Here is a 15,762-nt window from a genome sequence, read left to right as displayed (position 1 = left end):
GCATGAACGCCCCTGTCGTTGGCATTTTGCTCGCCGCCGGCAGGGGACGCCGTTTCGATCCGCTGGGGCAGCGCAACAAGCTGCTCCAGCCGCTGCCCGCCGCCGGCGGCGACCCGGTGGTCGTCGCCAGTGCGCGCAAGCTGCTGTCCCTTTTCGATACCGTGATCGCCGTGGTGCCGCCCGACGATGGCGGCGTGGGCGCGCTGCTGTCTTCCCTTGGCTGCGAAGTCACCGTCTGTCCCGACGCCGACACCGGCATGGCGGCGTCGCTGGTGCAGGCGATCCGCCATTCCCTCTCTCACGATCCGCAAGCCTGGCTGGTGGCGCTGGGCGACATGCCGCACGTGGCGCCTGCCACCTTGCGGCTGCTGGCCGATGCGCTGGCGGCGGGCGCCGGCATTGCCGCCCCGGTGCTGGACGGCCGGCGCGGCAATCCGGTCGGCTTTGGCCGCGTCCACCTCGATGCGCTGCTGGCGCTGTCCGGCGACCAGGGCGCGCGCCGTCTGCTGCAAACCTGTCCGGTCGCCGAGATCGCGGTGACCGATCCCGGCATTTTCAGAGATATCGACACCCCCGCCGACCTGTAGGTATGCATACGTTTTGAACACCTTTCGCCGAAGAATCCGATTACACTACGGTGAAAAAGTGAGAGATTGTTCATCGCCATGAAAAAAACCAGTCAGAAGAAACCGGCCGGGGTGCAATACACCATCGTGCCGAAGGACCTCGCGGGCCACCTGTTCAACGTCACCGTCACCGTTGCGGCACCAAACCCGGAAGGGCAGGTGTTCGCGCTGCCGGCCTGGATCCCGGGCAGCTACATGATCCGCGAGTTCGCCCGCAACATCGTGCGCATCCGCGCGGAGTCCGGCGGCCAGCCGGTCGAACTGGTCAAGCTCGACAAGCACACCTGGCGCGCCGCCCCGGTGGCCGGCCCCTTGACCCTGCACTACGAAGTCTATGCCTGGGATATGTCGGTGCGCGCCGCCCACCTCGACCAGACCCACGGTTTCTTCAACGGCACCAGCGTGTTCCTGCGCGTGCAGGGCCAGGAAGCGGTGCCGCACCAGGTCGACATCCAGCGTCCGGGCCACCCGGATGCCAGCGATTGGCGCGTGGCGACCTCGCTACCGGAACTCGGCGCCAAGCGTTACGGCTTCGGCACCTACATCGCCGCCGACTACGACGAGCTGATCGACCATCCGGTGGAGATGGGCGAGTTTGCGCTGGCATCCTTCAAAGCCTATGGCATCCAGCACGACATCGTGGTCACCGGCCGCGTGCCCAACCTGGACATGGAGCGCCTGCAGCAGGACCTGAAAGCCATCTGCGAAACCCAGATCGCCTTCTTCGAGCCGAAGACGAAAAAAGCGCCGATGGACCGCTACGTGTTCCTGACGATGGCGGTCGGCGATGGCTATGGCGGCCTCGAACACCGCGCCTCGACGGCCCTGATCTGCTCGCGCAACGACCTGCCGACCACCGCCGCTTTGAGGACCGCCGAGCGCAGCGAAGGCTATATCACCTTCCTCGGCCTGTGCAGCCACGAGTACTTCCACACCTGGAACGTCAAGCGCATCAAGCCGGCCGTGTTCGCGCCCTACGACCTGCAGGTCGAGAACTACACGCCGCTGCTGTGGCTGTTCGAAGGCTTCACCAGCTATTACGACGACCTGATGCTGGTCCGCAGCGGCATCATCAGCGAAGCAACCTATTTCAAACTGCTCGGCAAGACCGTCGGCAGCGTCTGGCGCGGCAGCGGCCGCACCAAGCAAAGCATCGCCGAATCCAGCTTCGATGCCTGGACCAAGTACTACCGCCAGGACGAGAACGCGCCGAACGCCATCATCAGCTACTACACCAAGGGCTCGCTGGTCGGCCTGGCCTTCGACCTGACGATCCGCGCCAAGACCGGCGGCGAGAAGTCGCTGGACGACCTGATGCGCACGCTGTGGGAGCGCTACGGCCGCGATTTCTACGCCGGCGCGTCGGGCAGCGGCCGCGGCATCACCGAGAAGGAAGTGGAAGCGCTGTTCGACGAAGTCAGCGGCCTGCGCCTGAAATCCATCTTCGAGCGCCATGTGCGCGGCACCGACGACATCCCGCTGGCCAAGCTGTACGCGCCTTTCGGCGTCAAGGTGCTGGATGAGCGCAAGACCAGCAAGCCTTCGTTGAACGTCGGCCTCGGCCGCGACCCGCTGGGCGCCAAGCTGACCCAGGTCCATGAGGGCGGGGCGGCCCACCAGGGCGGCCTGTCGGCGGGCGACATCGTGATCGCGATCGACGGCCTGCGCGTCAACGGCAATCCGTCCAACCTGGACCAGCTGTTCGCGCGCTACCGCGTCGGCGATACCGTCGAGGTGCACGTCTTCCGTCGCGACGAACTGATGCGCTTCGACGTGACCTTGCAGGGCTGCGTGGCGCCGAGCGTCAGCATCGGCGTGGCGCCGGCGGGTGCGCGCCGGGCGGCGGCGATTGCGCGGCCTAGCGCGAGCTGAAGCCGGCCACCAGCGCGGCGATCTCGTCGGGCCGCTCCCTGTGCGGGACGTGGTAGGTCCCGGGCAGGAGACGGACCTGCGCGGGGCCGCCGGCATGTTCCGCAATCGTCTCCGGGTGCCTGGACGAACCGTATTCGTCCAGCGCGCCGTGGATGGCCAGCACCGGGCAGGTCACCGCCGGCAGGACATCCAGCAGCGACCACGCCGCGAATGCCGGATCGAGCCAGGTGCCTAACCAGGCATCGAGTACCCAAGTCGCTTTGCTGCCGTGGTATTTCTCCAGGCGCGACTGGGCGCGTGCGTCCTCGAACCGCCCTTGGGCTTCCAGTAAGCCCGCCCGCGTTTCCTCGCCGACGAAGGCCTGCGCGGATTCGGTGATCAGTCCCTCGCAACGTTCCGGATACTGGGCCGCGCAGTGCACGGCCATGCCGCCGCCGACGCTATGGCCGAAGGCGATGAAGCGATCCACACCCAGGCGCTCGCACACTAGCGGGAAGTAAGCGCGTGCTTCGTCGGCGATGAAGTCCAGTGCCAGTTTTCCTTCCCGCCGGTCGGAACGGCCGAAGCCGAGGCGATCGTAGGCGATCACGTCGCGGCCGGTCGTGACCGCGAGCAGAGCGGGAAAATCGCGCCACAGATCGACGCACCCCAGGGAGTCGTGGAACAGGACGATGGGCGTTGTTTTGCCGGCCAGTTGGTTGGCGTCGGTATGGCGCCAGAGCCGGCTGAACAGGCGACCCTGCGGATGATCGATCCAGACGTCGCTGGCCAGGAGTGGGGAGGTGTTCATCCCCCCATTATGCCGCAAGCGTATTTTCGTAAATTATTCCGACGCCTGCGGCCCGGCCAGGCTGCGCAACTGGTAGCGCCTGCTGTCCGCGAACAGGAAGGTTTCCGAGAAGGTGAGCTTGCCGCCCGCCTGCGCCAGCTGCTGCGGTGGCGGCAACGGCGTGCTGCGGCGCACCGCGTCGAGGGCGACTTCGGAGGCATCGGGGTCGCGCGAGCGCTGCACCGCGACTTCGGTCAGCTGGCCGTCGCGGTCGACCGTGATTTCCAGGACGACGATGGCCGGCAGCAGGGGCGGCAGCGTGCCGTCGTAGTTGTGGCCGGGATTGTGCTCGACGACGTGGCGCGCGACCTGGGTCTTGTAGTCGTCCAGGCCGGCCGGCGAGGGAAGCGATGCGGGCTTCGACGCAGGGGAAGAAGTGAAGGGGCGGACCACCGCGCCGGCAACATGCCCCACGGTGGAGGCGACGGCGGTCGTGGCCGTGATCACAGTCGAGCATCCGCTCAAGCCTGCGATTGAAGTTACTAAAACCAGGCTTGAGCGGATGATCGTTTTCATGATCTAGTCAAATAAACGTCGCAACTCCGTGCCAGGATCGGGCGCGCGCATGAAGGCCTCGCCCACCAGGAAGGCATGCACGTTGGCGTCGCGCATGCGCTTGACGTCGGCCGGCGCCAGGATGCCCGACTCGGTCACCACCAGGCGCTCCGCCGGGATGTTCGGCAGCAGGCCGAGGGTGGTGTCGAGCGTGACTTCGAAGGTGCGCAGGTTGCGGTTGTTGATGCCCAGCAGCCTCGTTTTGAGGCGCAGCGCAGCGTTCAACTCATCGCCGTCATGCACTTCGACCAGCACATCCATGCCGAGTTCCTGAGCACAGGCTTCGAGTTCCGCCATCAGGCCGTGGTCCAGGGCCGCGACGATCAGGAGGATCGCATCGGCACCCATCGCCCGCGCTTCATACACCTGGTAGAGGTCGACCACGAAATCCTTGCGGATCACCGGCAGCTCGCAGGCGGCGCGCGCCTGTTGCAGGTAGGCGCTCGAGCCCTGGAAGAATTGTTCGTCGGTCAGCACCGACAGGCAAGCCGCGCCGCCCTTGGCATAGCTTTCGGCGATGGCCGCCGGCTGGAAGTCGGCGCGCAGCACGCCCTTCGACGGCGAAGCCTTTTTCACTTCGGCGATCACGCCGGCGCGCCCTAGCTCGATATTGCGGCGGAGGCTGCTTTCGAAACCGCGCAGCTTGGCGCGCAGTTCGGTGTCGGTTTCGACTTCGCGGCGCAGGCTGTACAGGTCGCGGTGTTTTTTTGCGGCGGCGACTTCATCGGCCTTTACCGCCAGGATCTTGTTGAGGATGTCGGACATGGGAGACCTTCAGGATTGCCGGGACAGCGCCAGTTTGACGCCGAGCCAGACGAACAGGCTGCCGGTGACGCGCTTGAGCCACAGGGACACGACAGGGCTTAGCTTGACGCGCTCGCTGGCCCGGGCCGTGAACAAGGACAGCGCGTTACACCACAGCATGCCGTTAACATTAAAGATGCAGCCGAGGACGATGAAGGCCAGGGCCTTGTTCGGCGCATCGGCATCGATGAATTGCGGGACGAAGGCAAGGAAGAACAGCGCCACCTTCGGGTTCAGCACATTCGTCAGGAAACCTTGGCCAAAGATTTTTCGGTAGGGCAGGGGCGCTACGGCCGGTGCAGCGGCGCTTTCCGTGACGCGCTTGCTGCGCAGCAGGCTGAGCGCCATCCATAAAATATAAGCCGCGCCAACCAGTTTTACGACCGTGAACGCGGCGGCAGAGGTTGCCAGCACCGCGGACAGTCCGAGCGCCGCAGCCAGGATGTGCACGAAGGTGCCGGCGCCGATGCCGAACGCGGCCGCGCTGCCGGCGCGCCAGCCCTGGGTGGCGCTGCGGGTCATAATGAGCAGCGAATCGGGGCCGGGCAGAATGTTGAGCAGCAGCCCCGAGAGAATGAAGAAGGGCAGGTCGTGGATGCCCAGCATCTCAGTTCGCTGCGCCCAGCTGGCGGGTCACGCTGACGAACTGGTCGAGCTTGGCCAGCGCCGCGCCGGAAGCGATGGCGGCGCGCGCCTTCTGCAGGCCTTCTTCGATCGACGTTGCCACGCCTGCCGCATACAGCGCGGTGCCAGCGTTCAGCGCCACGATGTCGTGCGCCGGACCCGGCTCGCCGCGCAGCGCTTCCATCACGCGCAGCTTCGATTCGGCGGCGTCGGCCACTTTCAGGTTGCGGCTGGCGATCATCTGCAAACCGAAGTCTTCCGGGTGGATTTCGTATTCGCGGATCTCGCCGTTGATCAGTTCACCGACCATGGTGCCGGCGCCCAGCGAGACTTCGTCCATGTTGTCGCGACCCCAGACCACCACCGCATGTTCGGCGCCGAGGCGCTGCAGCACGCGCACCTGGATGCCGACCAGGTCGGGGTGGAACACACCCATCAGGATGTTCGGTGCGCCGGCCGGATTGGTCAGCGGTCCCAGGATGTTGAAGATGCTGCGCACGCCGAGTTCGCGGCGCACCGGCGCCACGTTCTTCATCGCCGCATGGTGGTTCGGAGCGAACATGAAGCCGATGCCGGTCTGCGCGATCGACTGCGCGATCTGCTCGGGCTTGAGGTCGATCTGCGCCCCCAGCGATTCGATCAGGTCGGCGCTGCCGGAAGACGAAGACACGCTGCGTCCGCCGTGCTTGGCCACGCGCGCGCCGGCTGCCGCCGCCACGAACATCGACGCCGTCGAAATATTGAAGGTGTGCGCGCCGTCGCCGCCGGTGCCGACGATGTCGAGCAGGTGGGTGGTGTCGGCCATCGGCACCTTGGTCGAGAATTCGCGCATGACCTGGGCCGCGGCGGTGATCTCGCCGATGGTTTCCTTCTTCACGCGCAGGCCGACCGTCAGTGCCGCGACCATGGTCGGCGACAGCTTGCCCGACATGATCTCGCGGAACAGGTGCAGCATCTCGTCGTGGAAGATCTCGCGGTGTTCGATGCAGCGGAGGAGTGCTTCTTGAGGGGTGATCATGGCAGCGCCTTTATCTTTGCACGTCGTCCCCGCGAAGGCGGGGACCCAAGTTCGCAGCGACACGAAAACCTGGATTCCCGCCTGCGCGGGAATGACGATTTATCTTTCGAGGAAGTTCTTCAGCATCGCATGCCCGTGCTCGGACAGGATGGACTCGGGGTGGAACTGCACGCCTTCGATGTCGAATTCCTTGTGGCGCACGCCCATGATTTCGCCGTCGTCGGTCCATGCCGTCACTTCCAGGCAGGCCGGCAGCGAGGCGCGTTCGATCGCCAGCGAGTGGTAGCGGATCACGGTGAAAGGACTCGGAAGCCCCTTGAACACGCCTTCGCCGGTGTGCGCGATCTTCGAGGTCTTGCCGTGCATGACCTGCTTGGCGCGGATGATCTTGCCCCCGAAGGCTTCGCCGATCGCCTGGTGGCCGAGGCATACGCCGAGGATCGGTTTTTTACCCTTGAACTCTTTCAGCACGTCGACCGAGACGCCGGCATCCTTCGGGCTCTTCGGGCCGGGCGAGATGCAGATGCGGTCCGGGTTCATGTCGGCGATCTGGTCCAGCGAGATCTCGTCGTTGCGCACGGTGCGCACATCCTCGCCCAGCTCGCCGAAGTACTGGACGATGTTGTAGGTGAACGAGTCGTAGTTGTCGATCATGAGCAGCATGTCAGAACTCCCCATCCAGTCCGTCCTGGACCTGTTCGGCGGCGCGCAGCACGGCGCGCGCCTTGTTTTCCGTTTCCAGCCATTCCATCTCGGGGATGGAATCGGCGACGATGCCGGCCGCCGCCTGCACATACAGGTTGCCGTCCTTGATCACACCGGTGCGGATCGCGATCGCCACGTCCATCTCGCCGCCGAAGCTCAGGTAGCCGCAGGCGCCGCCGTAGATGCCGCGCTTCACGGGCTCCAGCTCATCGATGACTTCCATCGCCCGTACTTTCGGCGCGCCGGTCAGCGTCCCGGCCGGGAAGGTGGCGCGCAGCACGTCCAGGTTGGACATGCCTTCTTTCAGCTCGCCCTCGACGTTGGAGACGATGTGCTGCACGTGCGAGTATTTTTCGATGACCATCTGGTCGGTGACCTTCACCGTGCCGGTCTTGGCGATGCGGCCGATGTCGTTGCGCGCCAGGTCGATCAGCATCACATGTTCGGCGACTTCCTTCGGGTCGTTCAGCAGCTCGTGGGCCAGCTCGGCATCGCGTTCCGGCGTCGAGCCGCGCGGACGGGTGCCGGCGATCGGGCGCAGCGTCACCTTGCGGCCGCCTTCGGGCGCCGATTCGTTGCGGACCAGGATCTCGGGCGAGGAGCCGACGATCTGCATGTCGCCGAAGTTGTAGTAGTACATGTAGGGCGACGGGTTCAGCGAACGCAGCGCGCGGTACAGCGACAGCGGCGAATCCACGTAGGGCTTGCGGATGCGCTGGCCGATCTGCACCTGCATCAGGTCGCCGGCCATCACGTATTCCTTGGCCACCGCCACCGCCTTCAGGTAGTCCTCCTTGCTGAAGTCGCGCACGGCCTCAGTGCGGACCGAGGACGAGGTGACCGGTGCGTCGACGCTCCGGCGCAGCATCATGCGCAGGTCCTTCAGGCGCTGCCTGGCCTTGGTGTAGGCCTCGGGCTGGCTTGGATCGGCGTAGACGATCAGGTACAGCTTGCCCGACAGGTTGTCGATCACCGCCAGCTCTTCGGTCTGCATCAGCTGGATGTCCGGCAGGTTCAGCTCGTCCTTCGGCGCTTTGCCGGCCAGCTTCTTCTCGATGTGGCGCACGGTGTCGTAGCCGAAGTAGCCGGCCAGGCCGCCGCAGAAGCGCGGCATGCCAGGACGCAGCGCGACCTTGAAGCGCTGCTGGTAAGCCTCGATGAATTCGAGCGGATTGCCCTGGTGCGTTTCGACGATCTCACCGTTCTTCTCGACCGTGATGCCGTTGCCGTCCATGGTCGCACGCAGGATGGTCTTGGCCGGCAGGCCGATGAAGGAATAGCGGCCGAAACGCTCGCCGCCCACCACCGACTCCAGCAGGAAGGTGTTCTTGCCGGCGTCCTGGCTCTGCGCCAGTTTCAGGTAGAGCGTGAGCGGGGTTTCGAGATCGGCAAAAGCTTCCGCGATCAGGGGAATACGGTTATAGCCTTGCGTGGCAAGCGATTTGAATTCGAGTTCGGTCATGCTTTTCTCCGGGCCGGCCGAGGGGAGGGAGGTCGGGCGGCGTTTTCTTCAAAAAACCTGCCGGCTTGGTGTGCACGCGGGGCGTGCGCCGGCAGCAATCAGTCGGGTTAGTTAGCCCAGGATTGCCAGCGTCGCCACAGCCAGGCCTCAAGGGCGCCGGTTTGGTTGACGGTGTGTTTTTTGGTGAAAAACATGTATAGATAAGTTAGTTTGAGGTGCTGTTGTGTGCAGATATCAGCTTCGCTGCAGCTAGCAGCGAATTAACTATACCATCGGAATTAATAGTTTGCACAGGCATTCCGTGGTTATATCCATATGGGACTGTGAGCACAAAACAACCGGCGGCGCGCGCGGCCTCGGCATCGTTGCTCGAATCGCCGATCGCCACCACGGTTTCCGGTGCCAGGCCGAAGTCGCGGCAGACCTGCTGCAGGGGCAGGGGATCGGGCTTCTTCTTCGGCAGCGAATCGCCGCCGTAGACCAGCTCGAACCAGGGCGCCAGGCCCTTCCGCTCCAGCAGCGGCAGCGTGAACGCGATCGGCTTGTTGGTGACGCAGGCCAGGCGCAGGCCGAGTTCTTTCATGGCGCGCAGGCCTTCGATCACATCGGGGTAGAGCGTGGCTCTCTCTCCGTTGATCGCCAGGTAGTGGCGCTGGTAGGCGGCCATGGCCTGGTCGAACACGGCGTCGACTTTGCCCGCGTCGTAGTCCAGCAACAGCACGTCGCGGATCAGCTTTTCCGAGCCCTTGCCGACCATCGGTTCGATGGTCTGCTGGTCGATCGGCGCGAGGTCGAATTCGGCGCGCATGCCGTTCAGCGCCAGTTCGAAATCCGGCACCGTGTGCAGCATGGTGCCGTCGAGGTCGATGATGGCGGCCTTGATTGCCGCAGCGCCGGCCTTCATCCTTACTTCGCCTGTACCGAAGCCAGCTCGGCGCGCATCGAATCGATCACGGCCTTGTAGTCCGGCTTGCCGAAGATGGCGGAACCGGCCACGAAGGTGTCGGCGCCGGCCGCTGCCACGGCGGCAATGTTGTCGGCTTTGATGCCGCCGTCGACCTCCAGCATGATGTCGCGGCCGGACTCGTCGATCATACGGCGCGCCATCGCCACTTTCTTCAGCGCTTCCGGAATGAAGGACTGGCCGCCGAAGCCCGGGTTGACCGACATGATCAGGATGATGTCGATCCTGTCCATCACGTGGTCGAGGTAGTGCAGCGGCGTGGCCGGGTTGAACACCAGGCCGGCCTTGCAGCCGTTATCGCGGATCAGCTGCAGCGAGCGGTCGATGTGTTCCGACGCTTCAGGGTGGAAGGTGATGATGTTGGCGCCGGCCTTGGCGAAGTCGGGGATGATGCGGTCGACCGGCTTGACCATCAGGTGCACATCGATCGGCACCTGCACGTGCGGGCGGATGGCCTGGCAGACCATCGGGCCGATGGTGAGGTTCGGAACGTAGTGGTTGTCCATCACGTCGAAGTGGATGATGTCGGCGCCGGCGGCGACAACGTTCTTCACTTCTTCGCCCAGGCGGGCAAAGTCGGCGGACAGGATGCTGGGAGCGATGCGGTAGGTGGTCATGGCGGTCTGCAAGTCTGCAATTCAGAAAGACCGTTATTGTACGACGGCGCGCTTTTCGCCACCGTTGTATGATGGCGCCTTAGAAAAAAGGAAACAAGATGGCCGCCTACGATTTCGCGATCAATGTCAGGACCCAATACCTCCCGGAGCAATCCAAGCCCGAGCGGACGCTGCACGTATTCACCTACACGATCACGATCAAGAACACCGGCGACGTGCCGGCCCAGCTGATCTCGCGTCACTGGGTAATTACCGATGCCAACGGCAAGACCCAGGAAGTGCGCGGCCTGGGTGTGGTCGGCCACCAGCCGCTGCTCAAGCCGGGCGAAGAATTCGAGTACACCAGCGGCACCCAGCTGGAAACGGCCCAGGGCTCGATGACCGGCGAATACTTCTTCGTCGCCGAGGATGGGCATCGTTTCGAGGTGCCGATTCCGGAATTCGTGCTGTCGCTGCCGCACGCGCTGCACTGAGCAGTCGGCGTTAAAGCTTGGTTGGCGCTTATTTGCGGCCGGAGAACATCGTCCACCAGACGATGAAGACCAGCAGGCACAGTGCCGCGCCTGCTTCCAGTACCAGTATCCACATAACACGGTTCCTTATGTTTTCGACACGTCGAAGTGTACCTGTCCGCAGCCTGGTCGGGTTGGTTTCCATGGCGAGCCTGCTGGCCGCCTGTACGACTGCGCCCACCCGGCCTGTGCCTTCGCCCCAGCCGAAGCCTCAACCGAAACCGCCGGTGACATTGCCGCCGCCGGCCGCGCCGGTGCCGTCGGCGCCGTCCCAGCAGCCGCCTCAGTTGCCTTCTCAGTTGACTCCCGCTGCGCCGCTGTTCACGCCGGTCGGCTTCGAGGCGCTGCCGGGCTGGCAGCAGGACGACCTGCGCCAGGCCTGGCCGGCCTTCATGGCGTCCTGCCGCGCCCTGGGCGCCAAGCCGGACTGGAAAACGCCTTGTGCCAGCGCCAAACTGGTCGATGCCGGCAATGGCGTGGCCATCCGCCAGTACTTCGAAACGTATTTCGTGCCGAACCTGGTGCGTGCCGCCGACGGTGCGGATACCGGCCTGATCACCGGGTATTACGAACCGATGCTGCACGGCTCGCGCAAGCGCGGCGGCGCCTACCAGACCCCGCTCTATAAAGTGCCGGATGACCTGGTGACGGTCGACCTGGCCAGCGTCTATCCGACTCTGAAAGGCATGCGCCTGCGCGGGCGCCTGGTCGGCAAGACCGTGGTCCCTTACAGCACCCGCGCCGAGATCGAGCGCGCGCGCCTGCCGGGCAAGGAATTGGTCTGGGTCGACGACCCGGTCGAGGCCTTCTTCCTCGAGGTGCAGGGCTCGGGCCGCGTGCAGCTGGACGACGACGGCGCGGTCGTGCGCATCGCCTACGCCGACCAGAACGGCCATCCGTACAAGGCGATCGGACGCTGGCTGGTCGAGCAGGGGGAACTCACCAGCGCCGAAGCCTCGGCCCAGGGCATCAAGGCCTGGATCGCCGCCCACCCGGAGCGCCGCCAGGAACTCTTCAACGTCAACCCGAGCTATATTTTCTTCCGCGAAGAGCGCTTGCCGGATCCGAGCGTGGGGCCGAAGGGGGCGCTGGGCGTGCCGCTCACGCCGAGCCGTTCGGTGGCGATCGACCCCAGCTTCCTGCCGCTGGGCGCACCCATCTTCCTGGCGACCAGCGAGCCGGCCAGCGACGTCCCGGTGCAGCGCCTGATGATGGGGCAGGACACCGGCGGCGCGATCCGCGGCGCGGTGCGGGCCGACTTCTTCTTCGGCTTCGGCGGCCAGGCGGCCGACAACGCGGGCCGCATGAAGCAGCGCGGCCAGATGTGGGTGCTGCTGCCGCGGCCGGCGACGGTGCAGGCCGCACGCTGAGTTCCGGAAGCGCCTATCCCTCGACGCGATGCAGGCGCGTGCCGAGCAGCGTCGACGCCGTCAGCAGCAGCGCGCCGCCCGCCACCACGGCCAGGCCGCCGCGCACGCCGATGTGCTCCGCCAGCAGGCCGGCACCGGCCGCGCCCACCGGCGCCATGGCCACGGTCATGAAGCGCATCGTCGAGGTCATGCGGCCGAGGAAGGCATCCGGCGTGACACGCTGGCGCAGCGCCAGGTAGGGCAGGAAGAACAGGGTGGCGCCGCAGTCCAGCCAGAACACCACGATCGCATAGGCGGCCGCGCTGGCGTTGCTGCTGCCGAGCAGGTCGCGCGGGATCGCCGGCATCAGCATGAAGCCGATGCTCGATGCGCACAGTCCGATCACGACCGTGCCGCCCGCGCCGAAGCGGCGCGTCAGGGGTTTCAGCAGCACCGAGCTGGCCAGCACGCCGACCCCGCCCAGCATCTGCGCCGTGCCCATCATCCCCGCCGACATGCCGAGCACGCGCGTCGCGAACAGCACGTACAGTGCCATATAGCCATAGAACAGCAGGTGCCAGCAGGCCGAGGTCCAGGCCAGCAGGCGCAGCGTCGGATGGCGCCAGACGAAAGCCAGGCCGGCCAGCATGTCGCGCAGGACGTGCGCTTCGGGCGGCACCGGCTGCGGTTCGCACGCGCGGATGCGGCGCAGGTTCCAGATCGAGACCGTGAAGCCGGCCACGTTGCAGAGAATCGCGAAGGGCGCACCCAGCGCCTGTACAAGGATCCCGGCCAGGCCCGGGCCAAGCAGGCGCGAAGCCGATTCGGTCGCTGCGAACTTCGATTGCGCATCGATCAGGCCATCGCGCCCGACCAGGAAGGTGACGAAGATCTGCTCGGCGCCGCCGCCGACCACGTAGCCGGTGCCCAGCACGAACTCCACCGCGTACAGCCAGTGCATGTCGAGCCAGCCCTGCCACCATGCGATCGGCACGCTCGCCAGGCTCAGCGCCACCATCGCATCGCTGCACAGCATGACCGGCAGGCGCCGGCTGCGGTCGAGCAGGACGCCGACCGGCAGGCCGAACAACAGGAAGGGCAAGGAGCCGAGCGCCGCCAGAGTACCCATCTGGCTGGGCGTGGCGTGCAGCAGCAGCGCCGCGCAGATGGGCAGGGCCAGCAGGGTGATCTGGGCGCCGAAATTGGTGAGGATGCTGCTGAACCAGAAGCGGCGGAAATCGGGGTTGCGTAGTTGCTGGTCGCCGCCAAGTTTGCGGAGCAGGCCACGTATCCTTGTCATTTGTGCCATCGCAGGCGCTACAATCGCAGGGTTATCTTATTAATCAAGAGGTGTCCCATGGAATATTCCGACCTGCTGATCGAAGAGCATGGCAAGGTTGTCGTGATCCGTCTGAACCGTCCGAAGGCGATGAACGCCTTGAACGACAACATGATGAACGAACTGGGCGATGCATTGTACAAGTTCGATGCCGACCCGGCCGTCAACGTCATCGTCCTGACCGGCAGCGAGAAGGTCTTCGCGGCGGGCGCCGACATCGCCGCCATGGCGAATTACACCTATGCCGACACCTACCCCGGCAATTACATCGGCCGCAACTGGGAACACATCCTGAACGTGCGCAAGCCGGTGATCGGCGTCGTCTCCGGCTATGCGCTGGGCGGCGGCTGCGAGCTGGCGATGATGTGCGACTTCCTGATCGCCGCCGACAGCGCGAAGTTCGGCCAGCCGGAGATCAAGGTCGGCGTGACCCCGGGCGCCGGCGGCACCCAGCGCCTGCCGCGCACCATCGGCAAGTCGAAGGCGATGGACATGCTGCTGACCTGCCGCATGATCGACGCCGCCGAAGCCGAGCGCACCGGCCTGGTATCGCGCGTGTTCCCGGCGGATAAAGTGATGGAAGAAGCGCTGGCAGTGGCGAACACCATCGCGGCGATGCCGGTGTCGGTGGCCATGCAGATCAAGGATTCGGTCAACCGGGCGTTCGAGACCACGCTGACCGAAGGCGTGCGTTACGAGCGCCGCTATTTCCATGCCGGCTTCGGTACGCCGGCGCAGAAAGAGGGCATGAACGCCTTCCTGGAAAAGCGCAAGCCGGACTTCGAGGGCATGTAAGCAGCATGCGCGCGGCTGTCATCGGCTGCGGATTGGTGCTGGCGGTGGCGGCGGCCGTCATTGGCTGCGCGTCGCTGCCGCCGCTGCCGCCGCACGCGCCTTCGCTTGCCCTTCAGGATACCGCGGGCACCAGGCTGGGCAGCGCCGTGGTCCCGCTGGCGGCGGCGCATCCGGGCTTGTCGGGTGTGTATCCCCTGGCGGCGGGGCGCGACGCCTTCGCCGCGCGTGCGGCCTTGGCGTACCGTGCCGAGCGCAGCATCGATCTTCAATACTATATCTGGCGCAAGGACCTGACCGGACTATTGCTGCTCGATGCCTTGCGCAGCGCGGCGGCGCGCGGCGTCCGGGTTCGTCTGCTTCTGGACGATAACAACACCGCGGGGCTGGACCCGGTGCTGGCCGAGCTGGACCGCGACCCGAACATCGAAGTCCGCCTGTTCAATCCCTTTCCGATGCGTCGCTGGCGCAGTCTCGGCTACCTCGGCGAGTTCGGCCGGCTCAACCGCCGCATGCACAACAAGTCCTTTACGGTCGATAACCAGGTGACGATCGTCGGCGGGCGCAACATCGGCGACGAATATTTCGATGCGGCCGGCGACCTGCTGTTCGTCGATCTCGACGTGATGGCGATCGGGCCGGTCGTGCAGGCCGTCTCGCACGACTTCGACCGCTATTGGAATAGCCGCTCTGCCTACCCGGTTTCATCCCTGGTTGGGCCGGCCGGCGACCCGGCTCCCCCAACGCTCGAGCAAGAGCTGAGGGCGGTACGCGGCCAGCCGGCGGGCCAGGCCTATATAGAGGCGATCCGCAGCTTGCCCTTCGTCGAGCAGTTGGCGCAGCGCCGCCTGAACCTGGAGTGGGCCACGACCCAGCTGATCAGCGACGATCCGGACAAGGTGCTGGACCGAGCCCGTCCGGAAACCAGACTCGCACCCAGGCTGCGCGACCTGCTGGGCGAACCCCGGCGCCAGGTCGACGTCGTTTCGCCGTATTTCGTCCCTGGCAAGGACACCACCCGTGCGTTCGGGGACATGGCGGCGCGCGGCGTCAAGGTCCGGGTTTTGACCAATTCACTGGAAGCGACCGACGTTGCTGCAGTCCACGCGGGCTACGCCAAGTGGCGGCGCGCGCTGCTGGAATCCGGGGTGTCCTTATTTGAATTGCGTCGCGTCGCCGGCGATACGAAGTCCAGAACGCGCACGGGACCACTCGGCAGTTCGGGATCGAGCCTGCACGCAAAAACCTTTGGCGTCGACGGTGGCCGGGTCTTCGTCGGCTCCTTCAATCTCGACCCGCGGTCCATCGAGCTGAATACCGAAATGGGCTTCGTCATCGATAGTGCGGCACTCGCGCGCGACCTCGACGCGCGACTGACGAACACCATGCCGCACGCCGCATATGAAGTGAAACTCGACCAGGACGGCAAGCTGGTCTGGATTGAGCGCACGCCCGAGGGGGTTGTGCGGCATGAGACCGAGCCCGGAACCAGTATCTGGAAGCGGGCAGGGGTGCGTATCCTGTCGTGGTTACCCATCGATTGGCTGTTGTAAAAAGTCTGGGCGAGGCCTTGCAGATCAGAGTGCCGGTTTGCTATAGTTCGCCCCCTGCTTCTGCAGCACAAGAAAGCTGAACGAAATCAAGTAGTTGAGCTAGGCGTTTTGATAACTCCGCTGGTGTTGCAGAAAAACGAG

At 65.2% G+C, this 15,762-nt stretch carries 17 protein-coding genes; 6 read left to right on the top strand and 11 right to left on the bottom strand.

The genetic code is table 11. The features are described 5' to 3' along the window. The first annotated feature begins 2 nt into the window (after positions 1 to 2). Both NX782_RS01815 and NX782_RS01810 read left to right on the top strand, forming a co-directional pair. Complete coding sequence (locus tag NX782_RS01815; RefSeq protein WP_258843792.1) at positions 3 to 587, top strand: nucleotidyltransferase family protein; 585 nt, start codon at positions 3 to 5, stop codon at positions 585 to 587. Positions 588 to 665: 78 nt separating this feature from the next. Continuing rightward, the gene (locus tag NX782_RS01810; protein WP_258843791.1) at positions 666 to 2,498 is read left to right on the top strand and encodes a M61 family metallopeptidase; all 1,833 of its coding nucleotides are present in this window, start codon (positions 666 to 668) and stop codon (positions 2,496 to 2,498) included. Here the strand turns inward: NX782_RS01810 and NX782_RS01805 are convergent. The 9 genes from NX782_RS01805 to rpe all read right to left on the bottom strand — a co-directional run bounded on the left by NX782_RS01805 (position 2,485) and on the right by rpe (position 10,076). Then, entirely contained in the window at positions 2,485 to 3,288 is an 804-nt protein-coding gene (locus NX782_RS01805) for an alpha/beta fold hydrolase (RefSeq protein WP_258843790.1), read from the bottom strand. The two genes, NX782_RS01810 and NX782_RS01805, sit on opposite strands and share 14 nt — an antisense overlap. A 33-nt stretch (positions 3,289 to 3,321) precedes the next feature. Beyond that, a complete protein-coding gene (locus NX782_RS01800; protein ID WP_258843789.1) occupies positions 3,322 to 3,774 on the bottom strand; it encodes a TonB family protein in 453 nt (150 codons plus the stop codon). A 72-nt stretch (positions 3,775 to 3,846) separates the two neighbouring features. Continuing rightward, on the bottom strand, positions 3,847 to 4,647 hold the full coding sequence (gene trpC, locus NX782_RS01795; RefSeq protein WP_258843788.1) for an indole-3-glycerol phosphate synthase TrpC: 801 nt from the start codon (positions 4,645 to 4,647) through the stop codon (positions 3,847 to 3,849). A gap of 9 nt (positions 4,648 to 4,656) precedes the next feature. Next, a complete protein-coding gene (locus tag NX782_RS01790; RefSeq protein ID WP_258843787.1) occupies positions 4,657 to 5,292 on the bottom strand; it encodes a LysE family translocator in 636 nt (211 codons plus the stop codon). A gap of 1 nt (position 5,293) precedes the next feature. Continuing rightward, the gene (trpD, locus tag NX782_RS01785) at positions 5,294 to 6,328 is read right to left on the bottom strand and encodes an anthranilate phosphoribosyltransferase (RefSeq protein WP_258843786.1); all 1,035 of its coding nucleotides are present in this window, start codon (positions 6,326 to 6,328) and stop codon (positions 5,294 to 5,296) included. 99 nt (positions 6,329 to 6,427) lie between these two features. Continuing rightward, positions 6,428 to 6,991 carry an anthranilate synthase component II gene (locus NX782_RS01780; protein WP_258843785.1) on the bottom strand — a complete coding sequence of 188 codons (564 nt, stop codon included), beginning with the start codon at positions 6,989 to 6,991 and terminating at the stop codon, positions 6,428 to 6,430. A 1-nt stretch (position 6,992) separates the two neighbouring features. Beyond that, on the bottom strand, positions 6,993 to 8,495 hold the full coding sequence (gene trpE / locus NX782_RS01775; RefSeq protein ID WP_258843784.1) for an anthranilate synthase component I: 1,503 nt from the start codon (positions 8,493 to 8,495) through the stop codon (positions 6,993 to 6,995). A 205-nt stretch (positions 8,496 to 8,700) separates the two neighbouring features. Beyond that, positions 8,701 to 9,399, bottom strand: a complete 699-nt coding sequence (locus tag NX782_RS01770; RefSeq protein ID WP_258843783.1) for a phosphoglycolate phosphatase — start codon at positions 9,397 to 9,399, stop codon at positions 8,701 to 8,703. Between the two features lie 2 nt (positions 9,400 to 9,401). Then, on the bottom strand, positions 9,402 to 10,076 hold the full coding sequence (gene rpe, locus NX782_RS01765; protein WP_258843782.1) for a ribulose-phosphate 3-epimerase: 675 nt from the start codon (positions 10,074 to 10,076) through the stop codon (positions 9,402 to 9,404). 98 nt (positions 10,077 to 10,174) lie between these two features. Here rpe and apaG point away from each other — a divergent pair, with 98 nt between their 5' ends. Next, positions 10,175 to 10,549 (top strand): Co2+/Mg2+ efflux facilitator ApaG/CorD, encoded by a 375-nt coding sequence (gene apaG / locus NX782_RS01760; RefSeq protein WP_258843781.1) that lies wholly within the window; start codon positions 10,175 to 10,177, stop codon positions 10,547 to 10,549. Between the two features lie 28 nt (positions 10,550 to 10,577). On the opposite strand, the gene NX782_RS01755 is transcribed toward apaG, so the two are convergent. Next, on the bottom strand, positions 10,578 to 10,733 hold the full coding sequence (locus NX782_RS01755) for a hypothetical protein (RefSeq protein ID WP_258844057.1): 156 nt from the start codon (positions 10,731 to 10,733) through the stop codon (positions 10,578 to 10,580). Here NX782_RS01755 and mltA point away from each other — a divergent pair. Next, entirely contained in the window at positions 10,732 to 11,958 is a 1,227-nt protein-coding gene (gene mltA, locus NX782_RS01750; protein WP_258843780.1) for a murein transglycosylase A, read from the top strand. The genes NX782_RS01755 and mltA overlap by 2 nt on opposite strands. A gap of 13 nt (positions 11,959 to 11,971) precedes the next feature. On the opposite strand, the gene NX782_RS01745 is transcribed toward mltA, so the two are convergent. Continuing rightward, positions 11,972 to 13,237 carry an MFS transporter gene (locus NX782_RS01745; protein WP_258843779.1) on the bottom strand — a complete coding sequence of 422 codons (1,266 nt, stop codon included), beginning with the start codon at positions 13,235 to 13,237 and terminating at the stop codon, positions 11,972 to 11,974. A 57-nt stretch (positions 13,238 to 13,294) separates the two neighbouring features. Between NX782_RS01745 and NX782_RS01740 the strand changes: the two genes are divergently transcribed. Both NX782_RS01740 and NX782_RS01735 read left to right on the top strand, forming a co-directional pair. Beyond that, positions 13,295 to 14,071 carry an enoyl-CoA hydratase gene (locus NX782_RS01740; protein ID WP_258843778.1) on the top strand — a complete coding sequence of 259 codons (777 nt, stop codon included), beginning with the start codon at positions 13,295 to 13,297 and terminating at the stop codon, positions 14,069 to 14,071. A 5-nt stretch (positions 14,072 to 14,076) separates the two neighbouring features. Continuing rightward, positions 14,077 to 15,621 (top strand): phospholipase D family protein, encoded by a 1,545-nt coding sequence (locus NX782_RS01735; protein ID WP_258843777.1) that lies wholly within the window; start codon positions 14,077 to 14,079, stop codon positions 15,619 to 15,621. Positions 15,622 to 15,762: the final 141 nt, after the last annotated feature.

The sequence above is a fragment of the Massilia norwichensis genome, assembly GCF_024753245.1.
GTDB lineage: Bacteria > Pseudomonadota > Gammaproteobacteria > Burkholderiales > Burkholderiaceae_D > Telluria > Telluria norwichensis.
Note: the sequence above shows the minus strand (reverse complement) of the source record. Positions and strands in the feature narration are given on the sequence as shown.